The following is a 23,448-nucleotide window of genomic DNA, read 5'->3' on the forward strand; positions in this document are numbered from 1 at the left end:
GGTTCCCTGATGAAGTCTGTGTTGTTTCGATTGCTGGCCGCAGTGCTGGCCATGGCCGCCTGTTTCGCGGGGGCGCTGGCGTGGTTCGCCCATCGCCCGATCGCGCTGGCGGCGAGCCCGCTGGACTTCACCATCGAGCCTGGCTCGTCGATGCGCCAGGTTGCGCGCCAACTGGTGGATGCCGGCATCGACGTGCAGCCGGCGGCCCTTGAGATGCTGGCCCGGGTCACCCGCCGGGCCAACGCCATCAAGGCCGGCAGCTACGAGGTGGAAGCCGGGCTCACGCCGCTCGCGCTGCTCGCCAAGCTCACCCGCGGCGACGTCAGCCAGGCGGAGCTGGCGATCATCGAGGGCTGGAACTTCCGCCAGCTGCGCGCCGCCCTCGACCGTCACCCGGATCTGCGCCACGACAGCGCCGGCCTCAGCGACGCCGAGCTGCTGGCGCGCATCGGCAGCACCGCGAGCCACCCCGAAGGCCTGTTCTTCCCCGACACCTATCTGTTCTCCCGCCGCAGCAGCGACCTCGACGTGCTGCGCCGCGCCCATCGCCACATGCTCGAGGTGCTCGATCGGGAGTGGGCCCGGCGCGCCGGCGGGCTGCCCTACAAGACCCCCTACCAGGCGCTGACCATGGCCTCGATCGTCGAGAAGGAGACCGGCCAGGCCGCCGACCGCCCGATGGTGGCGTCGGTGTTCGTCAACCGCTTGAACAGCGGCATGCTGCTGCAGACCGACCCGACGGTGATCTACGGGCTCGGCGAAGCCTTCGACGGCAACCTGCGCAAGCGCGACCTGCTGGCCGATACGGTCTACAACACCTACACCCGCCCCGGCCTGCCGCCTACCCCGATCGCGCTGCCCGGCGTGGCGGCCCTGCGCGCGGCGCTCCACCCGCCGGCCACCGACTACCTTTATTTCGTCGCCCGCGGCGATGGCTCCAGCGAGTTTTCCCGCACCCTCGACGAGCACAACCGGGCGGTCGCCCAGTACATCCGGAAACGCAACCCGTGAAATCCCGCTTCATCACCTTCGAAGGCATAGACGGCGCCGGCAAGAGCAGCCAGATCGCCGCCGCCGTGGCCCTCATCGAATCCCGCGGCATCCAGGTCGTGCAGACCCGCGAGCCGGGCGGCACGCCCCTGGGCGAGAAGCTGCGGGAGATCCTCCTCCACGAGCCGATGCACCTCGAAACCGAGGCCATGCTGATGTTCGCCGCTCGCCGCGAGCATCTGGCGGCGCTCATCGAACCGGCATTGGCGGCGGGCAAGTGGGTGGTGTCCGACCGTTTCACCGACGCCACCTACGCCTACCAGGTGGGCGGGCGCGGGCTCGACGAGGCGCGCTTCGTAGCCCTCGAGCGCTGGGTGCATCCCGATTTTCAGCCCGACCTAACGCTGATCTTCGATCTCGACCCGGCTGTCGCCGCCCGCCGCCTCGCTGGTACCGGCCAGGCTCCCGACCGTTTCGAGCGCGAGAAGGCCGACTTCTTCCAGCGCGTCCGGGCGGCCTACCTGCGCCGGGCCGCGGCCGCGCCCCAGCGCGTGAGGCTGATCGACGCGAGCCGCAAGCCCGATGAGATCCGCGCCGAGGTCGAGGCGATCATCCTCGGGGCGTGCTTCCAATGATTTTCGAATGGCAGGCCGGCCTCTGGCGACGGGTGCTCGAGAGCAGCGGCCGGATGCCCCACGCGCTGCTCTTCGCGGGCCCGGCGGGTGGTGGCAAGCGGCATTTCGCCGAAGCCCTGGCCGCGCGGGTGCTGTGCGCCCGGCCCGGCGCCGACGGCCATGCCTGCGGTGTTTGCGAAGATTGCCTGTGGCGCCTGGCCGGCAACCATCCCGACCTGCTGCGGGTGATCCCCGAGGCCGACCGCGAGCCGCGGGACGATGCCCCCGAGAAGCCCGAGGGCGGCAAGGCCGCCAGCCGCCAGATCGTCATCGAGCAGATCCGCGAGCTGCAGCAGGCGCTCACCACCGGCGGCCACCGGGGCAGCCAGCGGGTGGCGATCGTCGACCCGGCCGAGGCGATGAACCTCTACACCGCCAATGCGCTGCTCAAGCTGCTCGAAGAGCCCACCACCAACGTGCAGTTCATCCTGATCTCGTCGTCGCCGAAGCGGCTCTTGCCGACCATCCGCAGCCGCTGCCAGACCTGGGCCTTCCCGCGTCCGGCGGGCGAGCTGGCGGCGCGCTGGCTGCTCGAGCGCAAAACCCCCGACGCGGTCTCGCTGCTGGCTTTTTCCGGCGGCATGCCCCTCGCCGCCGCAGCGCTCGCCGAAGGGGGCGGCGCCGCGGGCCGCAAGCGCTTCGTGAGCGACATCGCGAGCATTCCGGGCAAGGCGCCGCTGCGCCTCGCGGGCGAGTGGGAGAGTTGGCTGAAGAGCAAGGATTCCCTCGCGGCGGGTTTCGACATGAACACGCTGGTGGGCTGGATGCAGCGCTGGGTGGCCGACGTCGTGAGCCTGCGCCTGGGCGGGCCGGTGCGATTCTTTCCTGCCGAGCACGATATCCTTCACGGGCTGGCCGGTCGCATGACGATTGACAGCGCGCTGGGCTGCTACAATGAAATCAATCAGACCCGTCGGGTAGCCCAGCATCCGCTCAACGCCCGGCTCTTCCTGGAAGACATGCTTTTGCGGTACGCCCGCGGCTTTGCCCGGTCGGCTGCCCCAGCGGTGCGCAAATGAACGATTCCCTCAAGCGCCCGGCCCAGTCGCGGCCGAGTGTCCTGTCGCTGAACATCACGTCCAAGTCGGCCCTCTACGCGGCCTACATGCCGTTCATCAAGAACGGCGGGATCTTCGTGCCGTCCACCCGCGAGTACAAGCTGGGTGACGAGATCTTCATGCTGCTGCAGTTGATGGACGACCCGACCAAGCACCCGGTGGCGGGCAACATCGCCTGGGTCACGCCGCCGGGCGCCCAGGGGAACAAAACCCAGGGGATCGGGGTCAAGTTTGCCGGTGACGAAGCCGGGCAGATCCTGCGCAACCGGATCGAGCAGATCCTGGCCGGCCACCTGGGTTCGTCCCGCCCGACCCACACGATCTGACCCCATTGATTCAAGCTTGAAGCGTACCGATGCTCGTTGATTCCCACTGCCACCTGGATTTTCCCGACCTCATCCAGAACGAAGCCGACATGCTGGCCCGCATGGCCGACAACGGCGTCACCCACGCGCTGTGCGTGGCTGTGAAGCTGGAAACCCTGGCGGGCGTCATCGGCGCAGCCGAGCGCCACCCCAACGTGTTCGCCTCGGTGGGTGTGCACCCCGACAACGCAGATTGCGAGGAGCCCGACGAAGCCCGGTTGCTCGAGCTCGCGGCCCATCCCAAGGTGGTGGCGATCGGCGAGACCGGCCTCGATTACTACTGGCACAAGGACGCGCCCGAATGGCAGCGGGCGCGTTTTCGCACCCATATCCGCGCCGCGCGCCGCTGCGCCAAGCCGCTGATCATCCACACCCGCGACTCGGCCGCCGACACGCTCCGGCTGATGCAGGAGGAGGGCGCCGGTGAGGCGGGTGGCGTGATGCATTGTTTTACCGAGACCCTCGAGGTGGCCAGGGGTGCCCTCGAGCTCGGCTTCTACATCTCGTTCTCGGGCATTGTCAGCTTCAAGACCGCCGAATCCCTGCGCGAGGTGGCGCGCTATGTGCCAGCCGACCGCCTGCTCGTCGAGACCGATGCGCCTTACCTCGCGCCGGAGCCTTTCCGGGGCAAGACCAACCAACCGGCCTATGTCCGCCATGTGGCCGAGGCGGTGGCTGCGGCCCGGGGTGAAACCCTGGAGGCGGTGGCCGAGGCCACCACACAAAACTTCTTCCGACTCTTCAAGGACGCCAGACCGTGATGAAACCCCGTTTCCGCATCGCAGCCCCCCGGCCGGCCGGGCTTGCGGCGCTGCTCCTCTGCATGCAGCTTGCGCTGCCGGCGTCGGCGGCGTCCCTCGACGACCTGCTCAATGCCGCCAAGCTGGGTGATGCCCGCGAGGTGGCCGAGCTCGTGGCCCGGGGCATGGACCCGAATTCGTCCGACCCGAGCGGCAACACCCTGTTGATATTGGCGGCCCGGGAGGAGCAACCCGCCGTGGTGGCCGAGCTCATCAAGCAGCGCGGCATCAGGCTAGACGCACGCAATGCGGCAGGCGACAGCGCGCTGATGCTGGCTGCGCTGCGCGGCTACACCGGTATCGCCGAACAGCTGCTCAAGGCCGGCGCACCCTTCGAGCACGGGGGCTGGAACCCCATGCTTTACGCTGCCTTCGAGGGGCGCAGCGCCATCGTCGATCTGCTGCTGGCCAAGGGCGCCAGCCCCGATGCGCTGGCGCCCAACGGCAGTTCTGCGCTCATGTTCGCTGCCCGCAACGGCCACGAAGAGGTCGTCACCCGCTTGCTCAAGGCCGGTGCCAATCTCGATCTGAAGAATGATCAAGGCGAGACTGCCGAAAGCTGGGCGCTCAAGTATCGCAATACCGACATTTCCGAATTGATCGGCGCAGAACGCAAGGCTCGCACGGCCCGCAGCAAGTAAGCTGCCGCGCTGGCTGGCGTGTCGAAGGCCGCAGGCAAGCCTTTTGGCCCTCTGGCTGAAGGCTGCTTTGGTTCAAGACTTGAGGTGCTTCACACACGGCGCTTCATGCACTGATGATTTCGCCGGCACTTGGCTTTGCCCGAGTGGCCGGCGATTTTTTTGTGGCCTGCCCGGCGGATGGGCTCAGGCCCAGGCGTACCGCCACCTTGAATCTCAGCGCCAGCCGGGAATGGGCGCTGGGGCGCTGCGGTAGCGGGCCCGCTTGAAGCGCCACGGAAGCGCGGGGGCGATGCGGCGCAGGAGCCCGGCGCAAACGATGGCCAGGATCGCCGGCACCAGGGCGCTGCTGCTCCCGCCGGCCAGCAAGACGCCTGCCATGAGGCCGCTCAACATCAAGATCCGGCAAATCAGGGTTTCCATCATCGACTCCTTTGAAAGGTGGATTGAGGCCGCGCAGGGTTCCGGGCTTTACGAAGCGAAGGGTGTTTTTTGCACCACCGCTTTTCTTTATCGATAGCTGTAATTATATACAGCATCCGAGGTATTGCAAGCCCGGCCCAGGGATTGGTGCCCGTGCACGCCGTTCCGCCGGGGTAAACTCAGGCCATGGACACGAAACTGACTGCCCCATCCGTGGCCGAGACCTCCTCATCCGGCCTGATTCCCTTGCGCCCCCTCGATGTGCTCCAGATTCCGCCCGAACTTGACGGAAGCACCGGGGAAAACCGGGCCGATCCAGCCCGCCTGCAGATCGATGCCGCCTGTGACGCCGACGCGATACGTTGTTTTCTCGTCGAGTACGACCGCTCCCCGGGCACGCTGCGTATCTACCAGCGGGAGTGCGAGCGCCTGTTGCTGTGGTCGCTGGTCGAGCGCCGGAAGCCCTTGTCCAGCCTCAATCGGCAGGATTTCGAGGGCTACCTCAACTTTCTTCTCGACCCTCAGCCCGCGGCCCGGTGGTGCGGCCCGAAGGCCGAGCGGGCATCCGAGAAGTGGCGGCCCTTCGTCGGCCCGCTCAGTGAAAGCGCCGTGCTCACCACCATGGCGGCGATCAATTCGCTGATGCGCTACCTGGTGGATGCCGGCTACCTGCTGGGTAACCCGCTGGGCCTGATCCGGCAGCGTCGGCGCAAGATGGCCGCCGAGGCGGGCGGCCCGCTGCGGGCGGTGGCCAGCACCGAAGAGGTCGACAAGATCGAGCGTTTTCTCGACGAGCAGATGTGGCAGGCCGTCACCACGGCCATCGAGGCGATGCCCCGCGACGCCGAGCGGGGGCGCGACGAATACGAGCGGGCGCGCTTCATCGCGGCGACGCTCTACATGCTGGCCCCCCGGGCCGGCGAGCTCGAGAACCACCGCATGAACAGCTTCCGCGAGGAGCGTGGCCTGTGGTGGTGGCACGTGGTGGGCAAGGGCGGCAAGAAGGCCAAGGTGCCGGTGGCCGACGACATGCTGCAGGCCCTGATCCGCTACCGCAAGCACCTGGGCCTGTCCGCCGTGCCCCGGCGGGACGACACGACGCCGCTGCTGGTGTCGGTCAAGGACGGCAGCCCGATCACCGCCCGGCGGCTCAACCAGATTCTCAAGAAGATCTTCTCGGCCGCCGCCGACCTGCTGCCTGCCGATGCCGAGCACAAGAAAGAGAAGCTGCGCGCCGCCTCGGCCCACTGGGGCCGCCATACCGGCATCACCGCCAAGCTCGACAGCGGCATCGACGAACGCTTTGTGCAGAAGGACGCCCGGCACACCGACGCACGCACCACCCAGCGCTACATCCACGAAGAAGAGGAGCGCTGGCACGACGAGGCGCAGAAGCAGCGCCTGCCGTGGACAGGGCTCAAAACGGGGGGCTGAGCGGGGGGCTGAGCAGGTTTGGGCGCCGTGGGCCGGCGCGTCGCCGTTAAAGTGTGTTGAATTGGCGTTTCGTCATGAGTATTACGTTATCCGGCCTTATTCGTATGCTATGGTGTCCTGTGTAGCAGTTTTTTGCATTCTTGGTGAGGCAGGGGAGATGTCCATGGCGCGTAGCAGCAGTGTCAATTTCGAGTCGGTCGAGCAGATCTGTTTTCAGCTGCTCTCCCAGGGCGAGAACCCCTCTTTCAACCTCGTCTATGCCGAGCTGGGCAACAAGGGCTCGAGCGAAGTCGTGCAGCGTTACATCGACCAATGGCGTCGTGAGACGGGGGCGGCGTTCTTTCGCCAGCGCAGCATTCCGGGCATGCCCGACGAGCTCGTCTCGGCGGCGGACGCCTTCATGGCCAACGTCTGGTCGTTGTCGTTGCAACAGGCCGACCGGGTGCTGGCCAGCCAGCGCCAGGAGCTCGAAGCCGAGCGTGAGGCCGTGCATGTGCGCCTGCAGGCGGCCCACGACCGCATCCAGCAGCTCGAAGCCGCATCCAGTGACACGCTGCAAAACATCGCGAGCCTCGAAGAGGCCGTCCAGAGCCGCGACGGCACGATTGCCGAGCTGCGCATCCAGATCCAGGAAACCCAGCGCCAGCGCGACGCCCTCGAGAGCCGTGTGAAGTTGCTGGAGGATGCCGCCGAGGGGCGCGAGCAGAAGTTCGTGGCCGAATCCGAACGCCTCACCCGGCTCTTGCAAAACGATCGCGACCGCTACACCGCCGCCCTCAAGGAAGAGCAGGAGCGCAGCGCCAGTGAGCGGGAGACCCTGCTCAAGCAGATCGAGCAGGCCCGCCAGGACAAGGTGGCCGAGATGCTCGCGCTGCGCCAGCAGGTCTCCAACCGGGAAGAGCGCGAGGCCCGTCAGCGCGAGCAGACCGAGGATGCCCGCGCCGCGCTGCGGGAGGCGGTCTCCAAAGCGCGCCAGATCGAGACATCCCTGGCTGCTGCTGAGGGGCGCATCGAACGCCTGCAGGCCCAGCTCAAGATTGCCAGCGACGCAGCCCACGGCAAGGAGTCGGCGGTGGCCGCCGCCGAGGCCCGCGCCCGGGCCATCGAAGAGCTTCGCCTCGCCGAAACAGTAAGGGCCCAGCGGGCCGAGGCCCTGGTGGCCGAGATGCAGGCCGAGCAGGCAGCCCGCCGCAAGCAGAGCGCCTGACGGCGACGCGGCGCCCGCTGGCCGCCCGGTGGCTTGGCGGCCCAAACTCGCGCCTCGAACCCCAGCCCGAAACGCCTTCAGCAGCAGATCTATCCGGTAGACTGGGCGCCATGCGCGCAATCACTTCTCCGACGATCCAACGCCTGGCGGCTCTCCTGGCGGCGGCCTTGCTCAGCGGCTGCGGCCAGGTGTGGAACGACCCGTACCCCGCGGCAGAGCGGGGCGGCAACATCCTGTACACCGCTTTCAGCCAGCGCCCCAAGCACCTCGACCCGGTGCAGTCCTACAGCGAGGACGAGGCGACCTTCCTGTACCAGATCTACGAGCCGCCGCTGCAGTACCACTACCTGAAGCGCCCCTTCCAGCTCCAGGTGGCCGCCGCGGCAGAGATGCCCACGCTGCGCCAGTTCGACGCCGCCGGCAAGCTGCTGCCCGCCGGGGCCGACCCGGCGACGATCGCCCGCAGCGAGTACGAGATCCGCATCCGGCCCGGCATCCGTTACCAGCCCCACCCGGCCTTCGCCCTGGATGCTGCGGGCAAGCCGGTGTACCTCGACCTGCCGCTCGAGGTGGTCGCAACCAAGCGCAGCCTCGCCGACTTCCCCCACACCGGCACCCGGGAGCTCACCGCCGAGGACTACGTCTACCAGATCAAGCGCCTGGCGCACCCGCGCCTGCATTCCCCGGTGCTCGAGCTGATGGGCGACTACATCGTCGGCCTGAAAGACCTGCACGCCCGCCTGCTGGCCGACGAGAAGACGCGCAGCGCGAAGGGCGAGGGCGGCGGCTGGATCGACCTGCGCAACTACCCGATGGCGGGGGTCGAGCTGGTCGATCGCTACACCTACCGGGTGCACATCAAGGGCACCTACCCGCAGTTTCCCTACTGGCTGGCGATGCCCTTTTTCGCGCCGATGCCCGTCGAGGCCGAGCGCTTCTTCGCCCAGCCGGGGATGGCCGAGCGCAACTTGAGCCTAGACTGGTGGCCCATCGGCACCGGCCCCTACATGCTCGTCGAGAACAACCCCAACGCCCGCATGGTGCTGGCCCGCAACCCCAATTTCCGGGGCGAGCGCTACCCCTGCGAGGGCGAGCCCGACGACCAGGCGGCGGGCCTGCTGGCCGACTGCGGCAAGCCGATCCCCTTCATCGACAAGGTGGTGTTCAGCCGCGAGAAGGAGAGCATCCCGGCCTGGAACAAGTTTCTGCAGGGTTACTACGACGCCTCTGGCGTGTCGTCCGACAACTTCGACCAGGCGGTGCAGATGGGCGGGCAGGGCGACGTGAGCCTGAGCGACGAGATGGCCGCCAAGGGCATCCGGCTCAACACCTCGGTGGCGCCGACGGTGATGTACATGGGCTTCAACATGCTCGACCCGGTGGTGGGCGGCGCGAGCGAGCGGGCCCGCAAGCTTCGGCTGGCGATCTCGATCGCCATCGACCAGGAAGAGTTCATCTCGGTGTTCCAGAACGGTCGCGGCGTGCCGGCCATGCACCCGATCCCGCCGGGCATCGCCGGCTACCGGGCCGGCGAGGCGGGGATCAACCCTTTTGTTTACGACTGGGCCGACGGCAAGCCCCAGCGCAAGCCCGTGGACGAAGCCCGCCGCTTGCTCGCCGAGGCGGGCTACCCCGGCGGGCGCGACGCGAAGAGCGGCGAGCCGCTGGTGGTGTATCTCGATACCACCGGCTCGGGCATGGGGGACAAATCCACCGTCGACTGGCTCGCCAAGCAGTTCCGCAAGCTCGATGTGCAGCTGGTCGTGCGCGCCACCGACTACAACCGCTTCCAGGACAAGATCCGCAAGGGCAACGCCCAGCTCTTTTATTGGGGCTGGAACGCCGACTACCCCGACCCGGAGAACTTCCTGTTCCTGCTCTACGGCGCCCAGGGCAAGGTGAAGAGCCAGGGCGAAAACGCCGCCAACTACCAGAACGCCGAATACGACCGGCTCTTCGAGCAGATGAAGGCGATGCCCGACAGCCCCGCGCGGCAGGCCATCACCGAGCGCATGCTGGCCATCCTTCAGCACGACGCGCCGTGGGTGTGGGGCTTCTACGAAAAAGCCTACACGCTCCAGCACGGCTGGCTGTACAACCGCAAGCCGGGCAAGATCGTCCGCAACACCCTCAAATATCAGCGCATCGACCTGGCCCAACGGGAGCGCCTGCGGGCCGAATGGAACCGGCCCATCCTGTGGCCGCTCGTGCTTGTCGGGCTGCTCGGCGCCTTGGTGGTGGCGCCGGCGGTAATGCACTACCGGCGCCGGGAGCAGGCCGGGGGGGACGGCGGCTGAGCCGCTCCAGCACCCGGCGAATGAATCCCTGAAGGCCTGTTGCCCAGCGTGAGCGTCAGTCTCAACGCCCGGGCAGCAGGCCTTCGTCGCGCAGGCGTTTGCCGATCAACTGGATCAGGTCTTCGACCACCTCGCTGGATGAGGCGGGGTTGAAGGATTCGCTCACGGCCGACCACACCGGTTTGCCTTCGGGCAGGCGGTAGAGCAGGGTTTCGACAATCACCCGGGTGTCCTCGATCACCTGGGGCGTCGTGTAGGCATACGGATAGAAGGGGTGAAACGGGTAGAAGGGGCTGAAGTACGGGTAAGGCCCCCGGCGCCACAGGAAAGGCTCGGGCAGGAACGGGGGCTGGGGCGGGACGAGGCTCTGGGTCTTGTCCACCGACACCAGGCGGGCGAGCAGGGCGGCGTCGAAGCCGGCCTCGGTGAGGCGGGTGCGCACCTCGGGGGTGTCGAGCTGCGCCTCAAGGCCCAGCTGGTGGGCCGCCTGGGCCGCGAGGCTCGGCTGCAGGCTCTGAGCCACCCGGTTCTCGGCCATCCGGCGCAGGTTGTCGTCCTTCACGGCGACGAAGACGGCGAGCTTGCGCGGAGGGCCGGCGGTGTCGGCGCCGTCACGCCAGCTGGTCTTGATGGTCGACATGCCGCCGCAGCCGGCGAGGAGGAAGAGTGCGGCGAGCAGCGTGAGGATCAGGCGGTGTGGCATGGTGTGCTCCTTGGCGGGGACGGCTTGTCTGGTCAGACCTTGCGGCCGGCCCGGGATTCCCGCCGTCCCAACTAAACGCAGGGCCGCCCCAGGTTTTCTTTGACTGCCATGGTGGGGCGGGCCGAGCGAAGCCCTGTTTGGGGGCACTCAGTGGAAATCCCGGCTGTGGGTGGCCAGCTGGCCGAGCAGGGGGCTGCGGTCGACGACCCGTTTGGCGTGCAGATGCACGACACTCCCCTGGCGGGTGATCTGCCCATAGACGCCCAGCAGGCGGGCGCCGAGCAGGATGTGCCGCTCGGCCTCGAGGAGCTCCGGCCGCACCACCACGTTCACCCAGCCGGTCTCGTCTTCGAGGGTGACAAACATGGTACCCCTGGCGGTGCCGGGCCGCTGCCGGCAGGTGACGATGCCGGCGGCGCGGGCCAGCTTGCGGTCGTCGGCCGCAGCGATGTCGGCGGCGCTCAGGAAGCGCTCGGCACCCAGCTGGGCGCGTAAAAACACCAGCGGATGGCGGCCGAGGCTGAAACCCAGGCGGGCGTAATCGGCGACGAGGTCGTGGGTTTCGCCGGGGGGCGGCAGGGGCGGGGGCGGGTCGGCGACCGGGGCGTCGTGGAGCATGCCGGGGGGCGCCTGGCTGCCGGCGGCGGCCCATAAGGCCTGGCGCCGGTGGCCGGCCAGGCTGGCCAGCGCGCCGGCCGAGGCGAGGGTACGCAGCTCGGCAGTCGACAGGCCGGCGCGGCGGGCGAGGTCGTCCACCGAGCCGAAGGGCGCGCGTTGGCGGGCCCGGCTGATGCGCTCGGCGGCGGCGGCATTGAAGCCCTTGACGAGGCGCAGGCCAAGGCGCGCGGCGGGCGGGCGCTCGCCGGGGCGGGCTTCGAGGCTGCATTCCCAGTCGCTGGCGGCGGCATCGGCGGGCAGGACTTCGACCTGATGGCGGCGGGCGTCCTGGATCAGCTGGGACGGGCCGTAGAAGCCCATCGGCTGGCTGTTGAGGAGGCCGCATAAAAAGGCCGCCGGCTCGAAGCGCTTGAGCCAGGCCGACACATACACCAGCAGCGCGAAGCTGGCGGCGTGGGATTCCGGAAAGCCGTAGCTGCCGAAACCCTGGATCTGCTGGCACAGGGCTTCGGCGAACTCCCGGGCGTAGCCGCGGGCCAGCATGCCGGCCATCAGTTGGTTCTGGTAGCGCTGCAGGTCGCCCTTGCGGCTCCAGGCGCCCATGCTGCGGCGCAGCTGGTCGGCCTCGCCGGGGGTGAAGCCGGCGGCGACCACGGCCAGCTGCATCACCTGCTCCTGGAAAATCGGCACGCCGTGGGTGCGGCTGAGCACGGGCTCGATCTCGGGCCGGGGGTAGCGGATGGGCTCGTGGCGGGTGAGCTTTTCCCGCGCCTGCAGGTAGGGATGGACCATGCCGCCCTGGATCGGCCCGGGCCGTACGATGGCCACTTCCACCACCAGGTCGTAGTAGCAGCGTGGCCGGAGGCGCGGCAGCATGCTCATCTGGGCGCGGGATTCGACCTGGAACACGCCCATTGCGTCGGCCTGGCACAGCATGGCGTAAACCGCGGGGTGTTCGCGGGGGATGTCGGCCATCGTGAAGGGCTGGCCGCGCTGCTGGGACACCAGGGCCAGGCTGCGGCGGATCGCCGACAACATGCCCAGGGCCAGCACGTCGACCTTGAGCAGGCCGAGGGTTTCAAGATCGTCCTTGTCCCACTGGATGACGGTGCGCTCGGCCATCGCGGCGTTTTCGACGGGCACGAGCTCGGCCAGCGGCCCGCGGGAGATGATGAAGCCGCCCACGTGCTGGGACAAATGGCGGGGAAAGCCGACCAGCTGGTTGGCGAGCTCGAGGAGCATCCGCACCCGCGGGCTGTCCGGGTCGAGGCCGGCTTCGCGCACCCGCTCGGCAGCCACCTGGAGCCCGTCCCACCAGGCCAGCCGGCGGGAGAGGTGGTCGAGCTGGCCGGGGTCGAAGCCCAGCGCCCGGCCCACGTCGCGCAGCGCGCTACGGGGGCGGTAGCGGATCACGGTGGCGGCCAGGGCGGCCCGGCTGCGGCCGTATTTGGTGTAGATGTACTGGATGACTTCCTCGCGCCGGTCGTGCTCGAAATCGACGTCGATGTCGGGGGGCTCGTTGCGCTCCCGGGAGATGAAGCGCTCGAAGAGCAGGCGGGCCTCACCCGGGTCGACCTCGGTGATCCCCAGCGCGTAGCACACCACTGAGTTGGCAGCCGAGCCCCGGCCCTGGCACAGGATGCCGCGGCTGCGGGCGAAGCGGACGATGTCTTCGACGGTGAGGAAGAAGGCCTCGTAGCGCAGCTCGGCGATCAGGGCGAGTTCCTTGAGGGCCTGCTCACGGACTGCGGTGGGAATCCGCCCGCTGCCGTCGGCCCCCGGCGGGTAGCGCCGACGCAGGCCCTGGCCGACCAGGGCGCGCAGGTGGGCGCTGGGGGTGAGGCCCGGCGGGACGATCTCTTCGGGGTATTCGTAGCGCAGCTCGCCGGGCGAGAAGTGGCAGCGGGCGGCGATGGCCAGGCTCTCGGCCAGCCATTCGGGCGGATGGCGGCGGGCCAGCACGCTGCGCGGCTGCAGGCGCTGCTCGGCGTTGGCGGCGAGGAGGGTGCCGGCTTCGTCGAGGCTGACCCGGTGGCGCAGGGCGGTGAGCACGTCGGCCAGGCGGCGGCGGGAGGCGTCGTGCATCAGCGGCGCACCGGTGGCGACCACCGGGATGCCGGCACCGGCGGCGGCCGCGGCGATGTGCCGGCGGCGGGTGGTGTCGTCGGGGCCGAGCAGGAGCGGGGCGGCCAGCCAGGCGGCGCCGGGGAAGCGCCGGGCCAGCCAGTCGGCGTCGTCGGCCAGTTGCTGCGGATTGCAGGCCACGTCGCCCGGGGGCAGCAGCAGGGCCAGGCAGCCGGGCAGGCCGGCGTCGAGGTCGGCGCGGGTGAGGTGGTAGCTGCCTTTTTCGGCGGCCCGGCGGCCGCGGGTGATGAGGCTGGAGAGGCGGCCGTAAGAGCTGCGATCGGTGGCCAGCAGCACCAGCCAGGGGCCGTCTGCCAGCTGGAGGTGGGTGCCGACGATCAGCTGAATCGCACCCTGCTGTTGTTGCCACGCCGCGTAGGCCCGCACCATGCCGGCCAGCGAACATTCGTCGGTGATGGCCAGCGCGGTGTAGCCGAGGCTGGCCGCCTGGGTGAGCAGCTCATCCGGGTGTGAGGCGCCGGTGAGGAAGCTGAAGCAGGAGCGGCAGTAGAGCTCGGCAAAGGGCGGCGGAGGGGGGGGCGAACCGGCATTGGGCATGGGTTGACTGTATAAATAAACAGTCACCAAATCAAGCGCGGCCTGCTCGGGATGCCCGGGACACCCGCAGTACGGTGGGGGCCTCGTCCCGGTGAGGCCCCCGCAGGCCTGCTAACGCAGCAGGCGGCGACCGGCAGCCAGCAGGGCCAGGGCGAGCAGGGTGGCCAGGCTGGCGAGGTCGGTTGCACCGCCGCCACCGCCGCCCGAGCTGCTGGGGGCGGCCTGGACGACGATGGAAACATCCTGCACACCGGCTCGGCCGGCGCTGTCCGTTACCGTGAGCCGCAGAATGTAGGTGCCGGCTGCCGGTGCCGTGAAGGTGGTGCTGGGGGTGTTGGAGCCCAGCGTGCCGGCGGGGCCGCTCAACTGGGACCACTCCCAGGTGCTCAGCCCGGCGCCGGGGGCCGCCTGGCTTTGTTCGGAACCCAGGGTGAAGGCGGTGCCGGCCCGCGGTGATGCGGGCACGCTGATGACGACGGATGGATTCTGCGCCCCGGCATCGATGGCTGCGGCCACTGCGGCGCTGGCGTTGAGCATCCCGGCGCCGCAGGTGATGGTGGTGCAATTGCACTGGCCATCGCCGTCGATAGCCGGGCAGATCGGCAGGTTGCTGTCGACCGGGAAAGTGCGGGCACTGCGCTTGATGCGGCTGGCGATCTCGGCTTCATCGAGCCCGGGGTTGGCCGCGATCATCAGCGCGGCTGTGCCCGCTACCAGGGGCACCGCGAAGCTGGTGCCGATGGTGATGTCGTTGATGCCCGTGTAGCCGTTGCTGCCCGGTGTGGTCGAGCCGAAGTTGATGGCATTGACGAAGGGGAACAGGCAGGGCTGGCCGCTGAGGATATTCACGCAGTTGCCCGCCGGCGCGCTGATGCCGACTTCCGGCCCGTAGCTCGAGTAGCCCACCTTGGTGCCCGTGTGGCGGATGCCGGCGACGGCCAGCACGCCGGCACAGCTGGCGGGCTCTTCGACCGGGCTGGTCTCGTTGCCGGCGGCGGCCACGATCAGTGCGCCTGCCTGGCGGATCTCGGCGATGGCGCTTGCGTAGGCGCTGCTGCAGCCGCTACCGCCGGCCAGGCTCAGGTTGATGACCCGGGCCGGGTTGGGGTTGGCGGGCACGCCGGGCACCGTGAGCCCGGCGGCCCAGCGCATGCCGGCGATGATGTCGGAGTCGAAGCCGCCGCATTTGCCCAGCACACGCACCGGCAGCACGCGGGTGGCGCCGCCGACGCCGGCGATGCCCAGCCCGTTGTTGGCCTGGGCCGCGACGATCCCGGCTACCTGGGTGCCGTGCCATGAGCTGGCATGGGTGTCCGAGGTGCCGCACATGCTGCGCAGGGTCGCGTTGGCGAGATCGGCGCTGGAGAGGTAGTCGCCGGGGTCAGAGGCGTCGGCGTCGCGGTCGCTGTCACCGTCGCCGGAGTTGAGGCCGTCCGCGATGAAGTCGTAGCCCGGGAGCAGGGGTGCGGCGAGGTCTTCATGGTCGAAGCGCACGCCGGTGTCCACGACGGCGACCACCACGCTGGCGCTGCCGCCGGTGAGGCTCCAGGCTCCGACGGCGTCGATGGCCGCCGGTTGGGTGATGCCGGGCGCCTGCAGATACCACTGGTTGCCCAGCAGCGGGTCGGTGGGCAGAGCGCGGATGGTCTTGATGCGGTCGGGCACCGCGTATTCCACGTCGGCCTGCTGGGCAAGGCGGGCGGCGAGGGCTTCGGAGCTGATCCCGCTGGCCTGCATCACCTGCAGGTCGGGGGCCGGCTGGCCGAGCATTCTGGCGCTGACGCCCAGGCGTGCGCCAAGGCTCCGCACCCGGCTGGCCGCCTGGGCCTGCTTGAGGGGCGACGCGGCCTTGAGCTTGACGATCACCCGGGCTTCGAGATCGGCCGCGGGGGCAGGGGAGGAGAGCAGGGCGCCGAGGCCGAGAATGGCTGCGCAAAGGGCATAGCGGTGGGTCATCGCGAATCCTTCAGGGTGTCGGGGCTCAGGTAGTCGACGGAAGGCTGGGCCTTGAGTGCGGCGAGGGCGCGCCCGCAGCCGGGGTCACTTGCCGGGCAGCGCAGCCGGTAAACGTGGCTGCGGGGCGAGAGGGACGACACAAAGGCGAATTCTGCGCCACTGGCCGCGGCAAGCCGGGCGAGGGTGGCCGGCGCGGCGCCATCGACGGGCTCGGTGAAGCCGATGATGACCTGCACCGGAGCGGCGGGCGCGGGCGCCGTGGCGCAGGCCTGGGCGCCCACCAGGCTGGCGGCGACCAGCAGGAGGCGGCCGGTGGGCGTCACGCCGGGCCTTCGGGGCGGACGCTCAGCGCGGCGGGCCGCGGCGGGCAGGCTTCGGGGCGGCGGCGGGGGCCGGCTTGGAATAGAGCTTGAAGACACGCTTGGCGTCCTGCTCTGCGCGCAGCTGGGTGCAGAGCGAGGGGTCGTCGTCGTGTTCGCTGAAATAGCCGTCGGCCTGGGCACGCATCACCAGCTTCACCGAAGCGTCTTCGCTCAGGCCGAAGCGTTCGAAAATAAGGGTGGTGACTTCGTCCAGGTGCTGTTCGTAATTCATCGTCGGTCCAGGTTGGGTGGGCAGGGGAGTTTGCTCGGGGTTCAATTGTGGAAGGATAATCCCTTTCACGCCCTGTGATCCCACCGAGTTCGACCTGCGAGGCCCCCATGTCTGCTGTTCCTGTTCTTTCTGCCCTTTACCGTTATCCGGTCAAGTCCATGCGCGGCGAGTCCCTCGATGCCAGCCCGGTGGGGCCCCACGGCTTGCCCTACGATCGAATGTGGATGGTGGCCGACGAAGGTGGCCGTTTCGTGACCGGGCGGACGCATCCCGAGCTGGTGCTGGTGTCCGCCCGGCCGGGGCCGGCGGGTGTCACCCTCAGTGCGCCCGGGCGTGACGAGCTGTTCGTGCCCAACAGTGCCTTCACCGAGGCCTGGCCGACGACGGTCTGGGGCAGCGAGTTTCCGGCCTGGCGGGGCGCTGCGGCGGCTGATGCGTGGGTCTCAGCCTACCTGGGCAGCCGTCTGCGCTTCATGTGGATCGGAGCAGCCACCGCGCGCCGGGTAAAAACCGACAGCGACGTCCCCCTTACCTTTGCCGATGGCTATCCGCTGCTGCTGATCGGCCAGGCCTCGCTCGACGCGCTGTCGGCGCGCCTCGGCCGGCCGCTGGCGATGGCTCGTTTTCGGCCCAATCTGGTCGTCTCCGGTGCCGAGGCCTTCGCCGAGGACAGCTGGAAGCGCATCCGCATCGGTGGGGCCATCTTCCGCATTGCCAAGCCCTGCGAGCGCTGCGTGTTCACCACCGTCGACCCCGACACCGGCCACAAGGCCCTCGACCAGGAGCCGCTGCGCACCCTGGCGAAGTTCCGCAAGGCGCCGGATGGCGTGCTCTTCGGGCAGAACGTGATCGCCGAGGGCGAGACCGAGCTGGTGGTGGGAATGCCGGTTGAAGTGCTCGATTGAGCGCCTGAATGAACCGGCAGGGCTACGCCGCACGCCCGACATCCAGCGCCGCCGCCGTCCAAATTTGGGCGGGGCGGGCCGAACTGGATAGAATCGCGGCTACTTTACCGTTCAACCCAGGCCAAAGAAGCTCATGACTATCACCTCCCTGAATCAACTTCCGCAAACCAACATCTTTCGCAAGGGCGACGTGTTCGTGCTGTTCGGCGAGCTCTTCGGGCGCGGCTACGCCAGCGGCCTCGTCGGCGAAGCGCGGAAGGCCGGCATGGAGATCGTCGGCATCACCGTTGGCCGCCGCGACGAAAACAACGCGCTGCGCCCCCTGAACGCCGAAGAGCTGGCCGCCGCCGAGGCCAACCTGGGTGGCAAGATCATCAACGTGCCGCTGATGGCCGGCTTCGATCTCGACGCCCCGGCCGGCGAGCCCACGCCCACCGATCTCCTCGGCAGCCTGACCCTGAAAAGCTGGGAGGCCGACAAGCTCGACTGGGCCCATATCGAGAAATGCCGCCAGGTCGGCATCCAGCGCTTCAAGAGCGGCGTGGCCCAGGTGATGGCCGAGCTCGACGGCCTGATCGGCGAGGGGCGCAACGTCTTCTTTGCCCACACGATGGCGGGCGGCATCCCCAAGGCCAAGGTCTTCATGGTGATCGCCAACCGCATCTACAAGGGTCGCGGCGACCGCTTCATGTCGTCCCAGACCCTGCTCGACAGCGACCTGGGCAAGCTGATCCTGCAGAACTTCGACGAAGTGTCGGCCAACAGTTTTCAGTACCTCATCGAAGGCAGCGCGGCGATCCGCGCCCGCGTCGAGGCCGCTGGCGGCCAGGTGCGCTATTCGGCCTATGGCTACCATGGCACCGAGATCCTGCAGGGCGGCGCCTACCAGTGGCAGACCTACACCAACTACACCCAAGGCTACGCCAAGATGCGCCTCGAGCGCATCGCCCAGGACGCCTGGGCCCAGGGCATCAAGGCCACGGTGTACAACTGCCCGGAGATCCGCACCAACTCCACCGACGTGTTCGCTGGCGTCGAGCTGCCGCTGATCTCGCTGCTCCATGCCCTCAAAAAAGAGGGCGGCGGCGCCTGGGCCGATGCCCAGTGGCAGGCCTGCCGCGACCTGCTGGCCGACGGCCACACCCTTGAAGACGTGCTGCAGAAGGTCGCCGATTTCCACGCCAGCGAGGTGATGCAGGGCTACCGCGACTTCGCCGCCTGGCCGATGCCCAACAGCCCGGCCCAGGCCGAGCTGACCATCGGCACCTCCGACGACATCGCCCAGATGCACACCGACCGCAAGGCGCTGATCACCGATCTGCTCAGCACCCTGGTGCTGGAAGCCACCGGGCCGCTGATCCTGCGCGAATCGTCGGCGCCGGCCGGCCCGGTGCTGTGGCTCAACCACGACATCATCGCGCGGCAGCTCAACCAGCTCCACGCCTGAGCCCGCTCGGGCGCTGCGGGCGACGCTCCTTCGGGGGTTCGTCCGTTGCCGCGGCGCCGGAGCGCGGGCAGTCTGGCAGCGCTGACCAGCGAAAGCCGGGTTTTGGCGCTGCCTGCACCCCTGGGCGGCAAGCTGGCGCGATGAGTGGCGCCGAGGGCTTGAAGGGGTGCAAACGGGCCTTCGGCGTCCATTTTTGTATGTTCTGAAAATTACTATTTTCAGAAATTGAGGCATGGAAAAAGGCGCCGCCCCACTGCATCGGCCACAAAACTCACTCAATCGCCGTCGCCCGGCTGGCCGGCTCAGTTTCTCAGTTTTCGTCGAGCAGCCTGGAGATCGAATCGATCGCTCCACCACGGGCCTCGTCGTCGAGGTGCACGTAGTACTTGCTGGTTGTCCGCGGGTCTTTGTGGCGGAGATGTTCGGCGGTCATCGCCAGTGACACCTGGCCTAGCGCGAAGTGACTGCCCCGCGTGTGCCTGAGCCAGTGGGACGCGGCCTGGCGCAGGATGGGCGCCCAGTCGGGGTTCTGCCTGGCGGCAAACGGCGCGGCGTAGCTGAAGAAACGCTGCAGTTCGGTGTTCAGGTAGCCGGCCGTCACGCCTTGGCCGGTTTTCAGCGCATGGTTGGGGCGCACGCGCTTGGGGGTGAGCTTGGCGATCAGCGGTGTCTGGCCCTCGTCGGGCGATGGATGGCCCGGCAGGCCGCGGGCGAGCCGATAGCGGATGAGCGCGTCGAGCGCCTGATCGTCTAGCGTGACACGGTCGGGGCCGTCGGTAGCCGTCCTGCCCTTGCCGATCACCTTCCAGACCCAGCGCTGCCCGCTCCGGACGATGGCGTTCATCATCGTCTCGGTGAGCTCCGCCCGGCGGCTGGCCGCTGCGTAGCCGAACAGCAGGATGCAGCGCAGGCGCTCGCGACGCTCCTGGGGCCAGCAGCGGGCCTGCCCCGGCTCTGTTGGGTCGTTGGCCAGGCCCGGTGAGTCGGGAATCTGCCAGGTGTTTTCATCGGAATCGAGGAAGCCGCGGAGCCAGCGCCACAGGGCGATCGAGAACGCCTTGCCCTGGTCCTGGTTGTCGAGGGCGATGGCCTCCTGGCGGCGCTGGCGCGCGTAGCGCTCCGGGCTCAGTTGCAGCTTTTCGAGCTCGTCGTGGGAGATCTCCTCGCCGGTGAGCCTGCCGAGCTTCATGCAGGGGTTGGCGGCCAGGTAGCCGCCCTCGTGTAGAAAACGGAAGAAGCTGCGGATCGTCGTGTCGGCCCGGCGACGGCTGCCGATCGAGAGCCCGCGCAAGCGTGGCGTCTGCCCGTCGCCTGCAGCGCCGTCCGGCTTGAAGGGCATGAAATCCGCCGGCCAGCCCTCCGCCGGCAGATAAGGCACGGCGAGCCACACCCGGAACGCCTCCAGATCGCCCAGCGTGGCACTCGACACCGGCCGGCCGCGGAGATAGAGCATGAAGGCCATGAAGCGCCGCAGCTCCTGCAGGTAGGCCTTGCGGGTGTGGGCGTTCTTGGCCCGGGTGTTCAGCCAGACGACGATCGCCTCGTGGTCGCTGTCCACGCCGAGGGCGTTGGCTGAACTCACGGCCCGCTGCGTGCCCGGCACGCCCTGGAGGTGCGCCGGTACAGGCGGCAGCGCATTGCCTGCACTGCTGAATGAAGCTTTCACGGGTAAATCCTTGCTCATCGCGCCCCTGCCCTCCATGTGACTGAGCTGATTTAACTGAAGTAAAGCTCAAGATGGCTAATTGTAACGATAACAAACAAACTCGCCATTATTAATAGTAAAACGCAACAAAATTGCGCAATGGCGCAATATATGAAACGATAGCAACGTAAAGTTCCGCATGTCGCGGATCGGGCAAAATACCGACGGAAAGGGCTGGCCATGGCGAGTGCCGTGACTTACGAGATGGTCGAGGATGTCTGCAATCACCTGGCCGCCGGCGGCGAGAGCCCGACCTACCTGAAGGTGCATCAGCGTCTGGGCAAAGGCTCCACGCGCATCGTGTCGGCCTACATCCGGCAGTGGCGGGAGGCCCAGGTGCTCAGCCAGGCGCTGGAGCGTGATCCGCTTTTTGGGGAATGGCCGGAGGCCTTGCAGCTGAAGGCCCGGAGCCTGTTCGATGGCCTGCTGGCGCTCTCGGCCGAGGCCGCAAACGCCTCGGCCGAGAGCCAGAGATCGAGTTTCGAGGAGCGGGCGCGGGTGCTTGCCGCAGAGGCGCAGGAGGCCGCCCGCGTGGCAGATGACGCCCTCGGCAAGCTGCGCACCGAGCAAGCCGAAAGCGCACGTCTCGCGGCGGAGATCAGGTCTCTCGAGGCAGCGGCGGAAGGCCGGCAGAACATGATCTCCGACCTGATCGGGCAGCGTGCGCTGCAGGAAGCCCGCCTCGCCGAAGCGGCGGCGGGCCTGGAAGCCCTGCGGGCCGAGCACGCGCAGCAAGTCACGCGACTGGCCGACGAGGCCGCGGCCGAGCGTCAGCGCTTGCTGGAGGAGATCCGCCTGGAGCAGGAAAGAGCCGGCGGTGAGCGCGAACTTCTGATGCGCCAGACCGACAGCCTACGCCAGGATCACATGGCGGCGGTGGAAGAGTTGCGGCAGCGGGTGGCGAAGCTGGATGGCGTACTGGTGAGCCAACGGCAAAAGAACCAAGAGGCGGAGCAGCGCGCTTCAGCGCTCGCGGCGAGCCGGCAGCAACTCGAGGAGACAGTGGCCGCGGCCGAGCGTCGGTCGGCTGGGCTGGAGGACGAGCTGACCCGGCTGCGGGCCCGGCAGGTTGCGGATGCGGCCAGGCTTGGCGGGCAGGAGACGCAGATCTCCATGCTCATGCAGCAGCTGGGCCGGGAGTCACAACGGGCCGTGGCCGCTGAAGAGCGCCTCCAGGCGCTCATGCTTAAACCGCCCGCAGCCCCCTCCCCCCTGCCTGCGGCCGCGGGGCCCGACGCTCCTGAGGGTGGAGCGTGAGTTTCAGCGGGAGGGCTGCAGGCCTTTGCGGGAAGCCTGGAGTTTCGCTTACTTGCGGCCGAACTTGCTGGCCAGGGCCTCGAGCTTGCGGGTGCGCTCGGCTTCGGCGGCGGCTTCAGCCGCGGCGGCTTCGGCAGCCGCCTTTTCGGCCCGGCGCTTTTCGGCGCCGGCCTTGAAGTGTTCGCGCAGCTGCTGGGCGGCGTGGTCCCGCTGCTCGGCCGTCACCGGGTCGGCGGGCGTGCCGTCGAGATTGAAACGGTTCGAGGCGTTCTGCATGGCCTTGAGGTAGGAGATCGACCGGGTGTGGAAGCCCATGGCTGGCCGCAGCAGTTTCTTTTCGAACTCGGGGTGGATCGCCATCACCTGCTTGTCGATACCGATGGCCAGCGGCTTGAACTCCGCGAAAACCGGGAAAGCCGCGCGCAGGACCTTGAGCATTTCTTTGGCGCTCCGGATCTCGGCAGGGGCGGTCTGATTGGGGGTGGTGTTGTCCATCGGTAAGTTGCTTCAAGCTTGCGAGGGCTGGGATGTTAGCACTCCGAGCGGGCTTCGTCGTAAAGCGGATGTCACAATGTAGGCGCTTGCATGCGTGAAATATCTGCATGTGCTGCTGCTGGCAGTGTGTCGCAACGGCTCTCAAGGAAACGCAGGGCCGCCCCAAGTTTCCTTACCCCCACGGGGGGCGGGCTGGGCGGAGCCCGGCTCCGGGGGCACGCTGAAGCTGCAAGCGGCGAGCCATCCGCTATAATCCTCGGCCTATCTCAATGGAGGCACCTTGATGGGCTTTCTCGCCGGCAAACGCATCCTGATCACCGGATTGCTCTCCAACCGCTCGATCTCTTACGGCGTCGCCAAGGCGATGCAACGCGAGGGTGCGGAACTGGCCTTCACCTATCAGAACGATCGCTTCGAAGAGCGTGTCACCAAGATGGCCGCCGAGTTCGGCAGTTCACTGGTTTTCCCCTGCGATGTGCAGCACGACGAGGAAATCACCGCCCTGTTCGACAGGCTGGGCCAGCACTGGGACGGCCTGGACGGGCTGGTGCATTCCATCGCCTTTGCGCCCGGCGAAGCCCTTGAGGGGGATTTCCTCGAGGGGGCGTCCCGTGAGGCCTTCCGCACGTCGCAGGACATCAGCGCCTACAGCTTCGTGGCCCTCGCCAGGGCTGCACGCCCGATGATGAAGGGCCGCAACGGCTCGCTGCTGACCATGACCTATCTGGGCGCAGTGCGGACGATGCCTAACTACAACATCATGGGGATGGCCAAGGCCAGCCTGGAGGCCGCCGTGCGTTATGCGGCGGTTAGCCTGGGGCCCGAGGGCACCCGGGTCAATGCCATTTCGGCCGGCCCGATCAAGACCCTCGCGGCGTCTGGCATCGGCAGCTTCGGCAAGCTGCTGGCTTTCAACGAGCACAACGCCCCGCTCCGCCGCAACGTCACGATCGACGAGGTTGGCAACACGGCGGCCTTTCTGTGCTCCGACCTCGCCAGCGGCGTGACCGGCGAGATCATGTACGTGGATGCGGGTTTCAACATCACGGCGCTGGGCAACCCGGACCAGGCCTGAAGTTTTCCGCGCCTCGCAAAAAGCCCTTGGAAACAAGGGCTTTTTGTTGCGCGTGGTGCGTTTGGGCCCACTTCGACTGCCACCACGCAAGCGCGGGTGGAGCAACGCAGATCCACCCGTCGGCC

The 23,448-nt window shown here is 68.2% G+C and carries 21 protein-coding genes; 13 read left to right on the forward strand and 8 right to left on the reverse strand.

The features are described 5' to 3' along the window. The first annotated feature begins 9 nt into the window (after positions 1-9). From mltG to ZRA01_RS12970, 6 genes are read left to right on the forward strand one after another with little or no spacing between them, the layout of a single operon-like run. Positions 10-1,011, forward strand: a complete 1,002-nt coding sequence (gene mltG, locus ZRA01_RS12945) for an endolytic transglycosylase MltG (protein WP_141352837.1) — start codon at positions 10-12, stop codon at positions 1,009-1,011. Beyond that, positions 1,008-1,625 (forward strand): dTMP kinase, encoded by a 618-nt coding sequence (gene tmk / locus ZRA01_RS12950; protein ID WP_141352839.1) that lies wholly within the window; start codon positions 1,008-1,010, stop codon positions 1,623-1,625. Before mltG ends, tmk begins: the two co-directional genes overlap by 4 nt. Continuing rightward, on the forward strand, positions 1,622-2,683 hold the full coding sequence (gene holB / locus ZRA01_RS12955; RefSeq protein ID WP_141352841.1) for a DNA polymerase III subunit delta': 1,062 nt from the start codon (positions 1,622-1,624) through the stop codon (positions 2,681-2,683). Before tmk ends, holB begins: the two co-directional genes overlap by 4 nt. Then, complete coding sequence (locus ZRA01_RS12960) at positions 2,680-3,048, forward strand: PilZ domain-containing protein (protein ID WP_141352843.1); 369 nt, start codon at positions 2,680-2,682, stop codon at positions 3,046-3,048. The genes holB and ZRA01_RS12960 overlap by 4 nt, the downstream gene beginning before the upstream one ends. A gap of 29 nt (positions 3,049-3,077) precedes the next feature. Beyond that, entirely contained in the window at positions 3,078-3,848 is a 771-nt protein-coding gene (locus ZRA01_RS12965; protein WP_141352845.1) for a TatD family hydrolase, read from the forward strand. Continuing rightward, a complete protein-coding gene (locus ZRA01_RS12970) occupies positions 3,848-4,528 on the forward strand; it encodes an ankyrin repeat domain-containing protein (RefSeq protein WP_246093667.1) in 681 nt (226 codons plus the stop codon). Before ZRA01_RS12965 ends, ZRA01_RS12970 begins: the two co-directional genes overlap by 1 nt. A gap of 213 nt (positions 4,529-4,741) precedes the next feature. Here ZRA01_RS12970 and ZRA01_RS12975 read toward each other — a convergent pair whose 3' ends face one another. Next, positions 4,742-4,948, reverse strand: a complete 207-nt coding sequence (locus ZRA01_RS12975; protein ID WP_141352847.1) for a hypothetical protein — start codon at positions 4,946-4,948, stop codon at positions 4,742-4,744. A gap of 186 nt (positions 4,949-5,134) precedes the next feature. On the opposite strand from ZRA01_RS12975, the gene ZRA01_RS12980 reads away from it, so the two are divergent. From ZRA01_RS12980 to ZRA01_RS12990, 3 genes are all read left to right on the forward strand, one after another. Further along, complete coding sequence (locus ZRA01_RS12980; RefSeq protein WP_141352849.1) at positions 5,135-6,382, forward strand: tyrosine-type recombinase/integrase; 1,248 nt, start codon at positions 5,135-5,137, stop codon at positions 6,380-6,382. A 163-nt stretch (positions 6,383-6,545) separates the two neighbouring features. Then, positions 6,546-7,589, forward strand: a complete 1,044-nt coding sequence (locus tag ZRA01_RS12985; protein ID WP_170182976.1) for a DNA-binding protein — start codon at positions 6,546-6,548, stop codon at positions 7,587-7,589. 110 nt (positions 7,590-7,699) lie between these two features. After that, a complete protein-coding gene (locus ZRA01_RS12990) occupies positions 7,700-9,886 on the forward strand; it encodes an ABC transporter substrate-binding protein (RefSeq protein ID WP_141352853.1) in 2,187 nt (728 codons plus the stop codon). Positions 9,887-9,947: 61 nt separating this feature from the next. Here the strand turns inward: ZRA01_RS12990 and ZRA01_RS12995 are convergent, their stop codons facing one another. From ZRA01_RS12995 to ZRA01_RS13015, 5 genes are all read right to left on the reverse strand, one after another. Beyond that, positions 9,948-10,589: a DUF4136 domain-containing protein gene (locus tag ZRA01_RS12995; RefSeq protein WP_141352855.1), complete on the reverse strand. Its 642-nt coding sequence runs from the start codon at positions 10,587-10,589 to the stop codon at positions 9,948-9,950. Positions 10,590-10,736: 147 nt separating this feature from the next. After that, a complete protein-coding gene (locus tag ZRA01_RS13000) occupies positions 10,737-13,889 on the reverse strand; it encodes an error-prone DNA polymerase (RefSeq protein WP_141352857.1) in 3,153 nt (1,050 codons plus the stop codon). Positions 13,890-14,000: 111 nt separating this feature from the next. Beyond that, positions 14,001-15,845, reverse strand: a complete 1,845-nt coding sequence (locus ZRA01_RS13005; RefSeq protein WP_141352859.1) for a S8 family peptidase — start codon at positions 15,843-15,845, stop codon at positions 14,001-14,003. Further along, the gene (locus tag ZRA01_RS13010; RefSeq protein WP_141352861.1) at positions 15,842-16,168 is read right to left on the reverse strand and encodes a hypothetical protein; all 327 of its coding nucleotides are present in this window, start codon (positions 16,166-16,168) and stop codon (positions 15,842-15,844) included. The genes ZRA01_RS13005 and ZRA01_RS13010 overlap by 4 nt, the downstream gene beginning before the upstream one ends. 22 nt (positions 16,169-16,190) lie before the next feature. Further along, entirely contained in the window at positions 16,191-16,439 is a 249-nt protein-coding gene (locus ZRA01_RS13015; protein WP_141352863.1) for a hypothetical protein, read from the reverse strand. A 107-nt stretch (positions 16,440-16,546) separates the two neighbouring features. Between ZRA01_RS13015 and ZRA01_RS13020 the strand changes: the two genes are divergently transcribed. Together ZRA01_RS13020 and ZRA01_RS13025 are read left to right on the forward strand one after the other, a co-directional pair. Further along, a complete protein-coding gene (locus ZRA01_RS13020) occupies positions 16,547-17,344 on the forward strand; it encodes an MOSC domain-containing protein (protein ID WP_141352865.1) in 798 nt (265 codons plus the stop codon). Between the two features lie 133 nt (positions 17,345-17,477). Continuing rightward, complete coding sequence (locus ZRA01_RS13025) at positions 17,478-18,791, forward strand: enoyl ACP reductase FabMG family protein (RefSeq protein WP_141352867.1); 1,314 nt, start codon at positions 17,478-17,480, stop codon at positions 18,789-18,791. A gap of 310 nt (positions 18,792-19,101) precedes the next feature. Here ZRA01_RS13025 and ZRA01_RS13030 read toward each other — a convergent pair whose 3' ends face one another. Further along, positions 19,102-20,457, reverse strand: coding sequence for a tyrosine-type recombinase/integrase (locus ZRA01_RS13030; RefSeq protein WP_141352869.1), 1,356 nt, complete (start codon positions 20,455-20,457; stop codon positions 19,102-19,104). 231 nt (positions 20,458-20,688) lie between these two features. On the opposite strand from ZRA01_RS13030, the gene ZRA01_RS13035 reads away from it, so the two are divergent. Beyond that, on the forward strand, positions 20,689-21,753 hold the full coding sequence (locus ZRA01_RS13035) for a DNA-binding protein (protein ID WP_170182977.1): 1,065 nt from the start codon (positions 20,689-20,691) through the stop codon (positions 21,751-21,753). A 48-nt stretch (positions 21,754-21,801) separates the two neighbouring features. Here ZRA01_RS13035 and ZRA01_RS13040 read toward each other — a convergent pair whose 3' ends face one another. Beyond that, on the reverse strand, positions 21,802-22,248 hold the full coding sequence (locus ZRA01_RS13040; RefSeq protein WP_141352873.1) for a ProQ/FINO family protein: 447 nt from the start codon (positions 22,246-22,248) through the stop codon (positions 21,802-21,804). Between the two features lie 283 nt (positions 22,249-22,531). Here ZRA01_RS13040 and fabI point away from each other — a divergent pair, with 283 nt between their 5' ends. Next, positions 22,532-23,323, forward strand: coding sequence for an enoyl-ACP reductase FabI (fabI, locus tag ZRA01_RS13045; protein WP_141352875.1), 792 nt, complete (start codon positions 22,532-22,534; stop codon positions 23,321-23,323). Positions 23,324-23,448 lie beyond the last annotated feature (125 nt).

This window comes from Zoogloea ramigera (assembly GCF_006539865.1).
In the GTDB taxonomy this organism is placed as follows: domain Bacteria; phylum Pseudomonadota; class Gammaproteobacteria; order Burkholderiales; family Rhodocyclaceae; genus Zoogloea; species Zoogloea ramigera.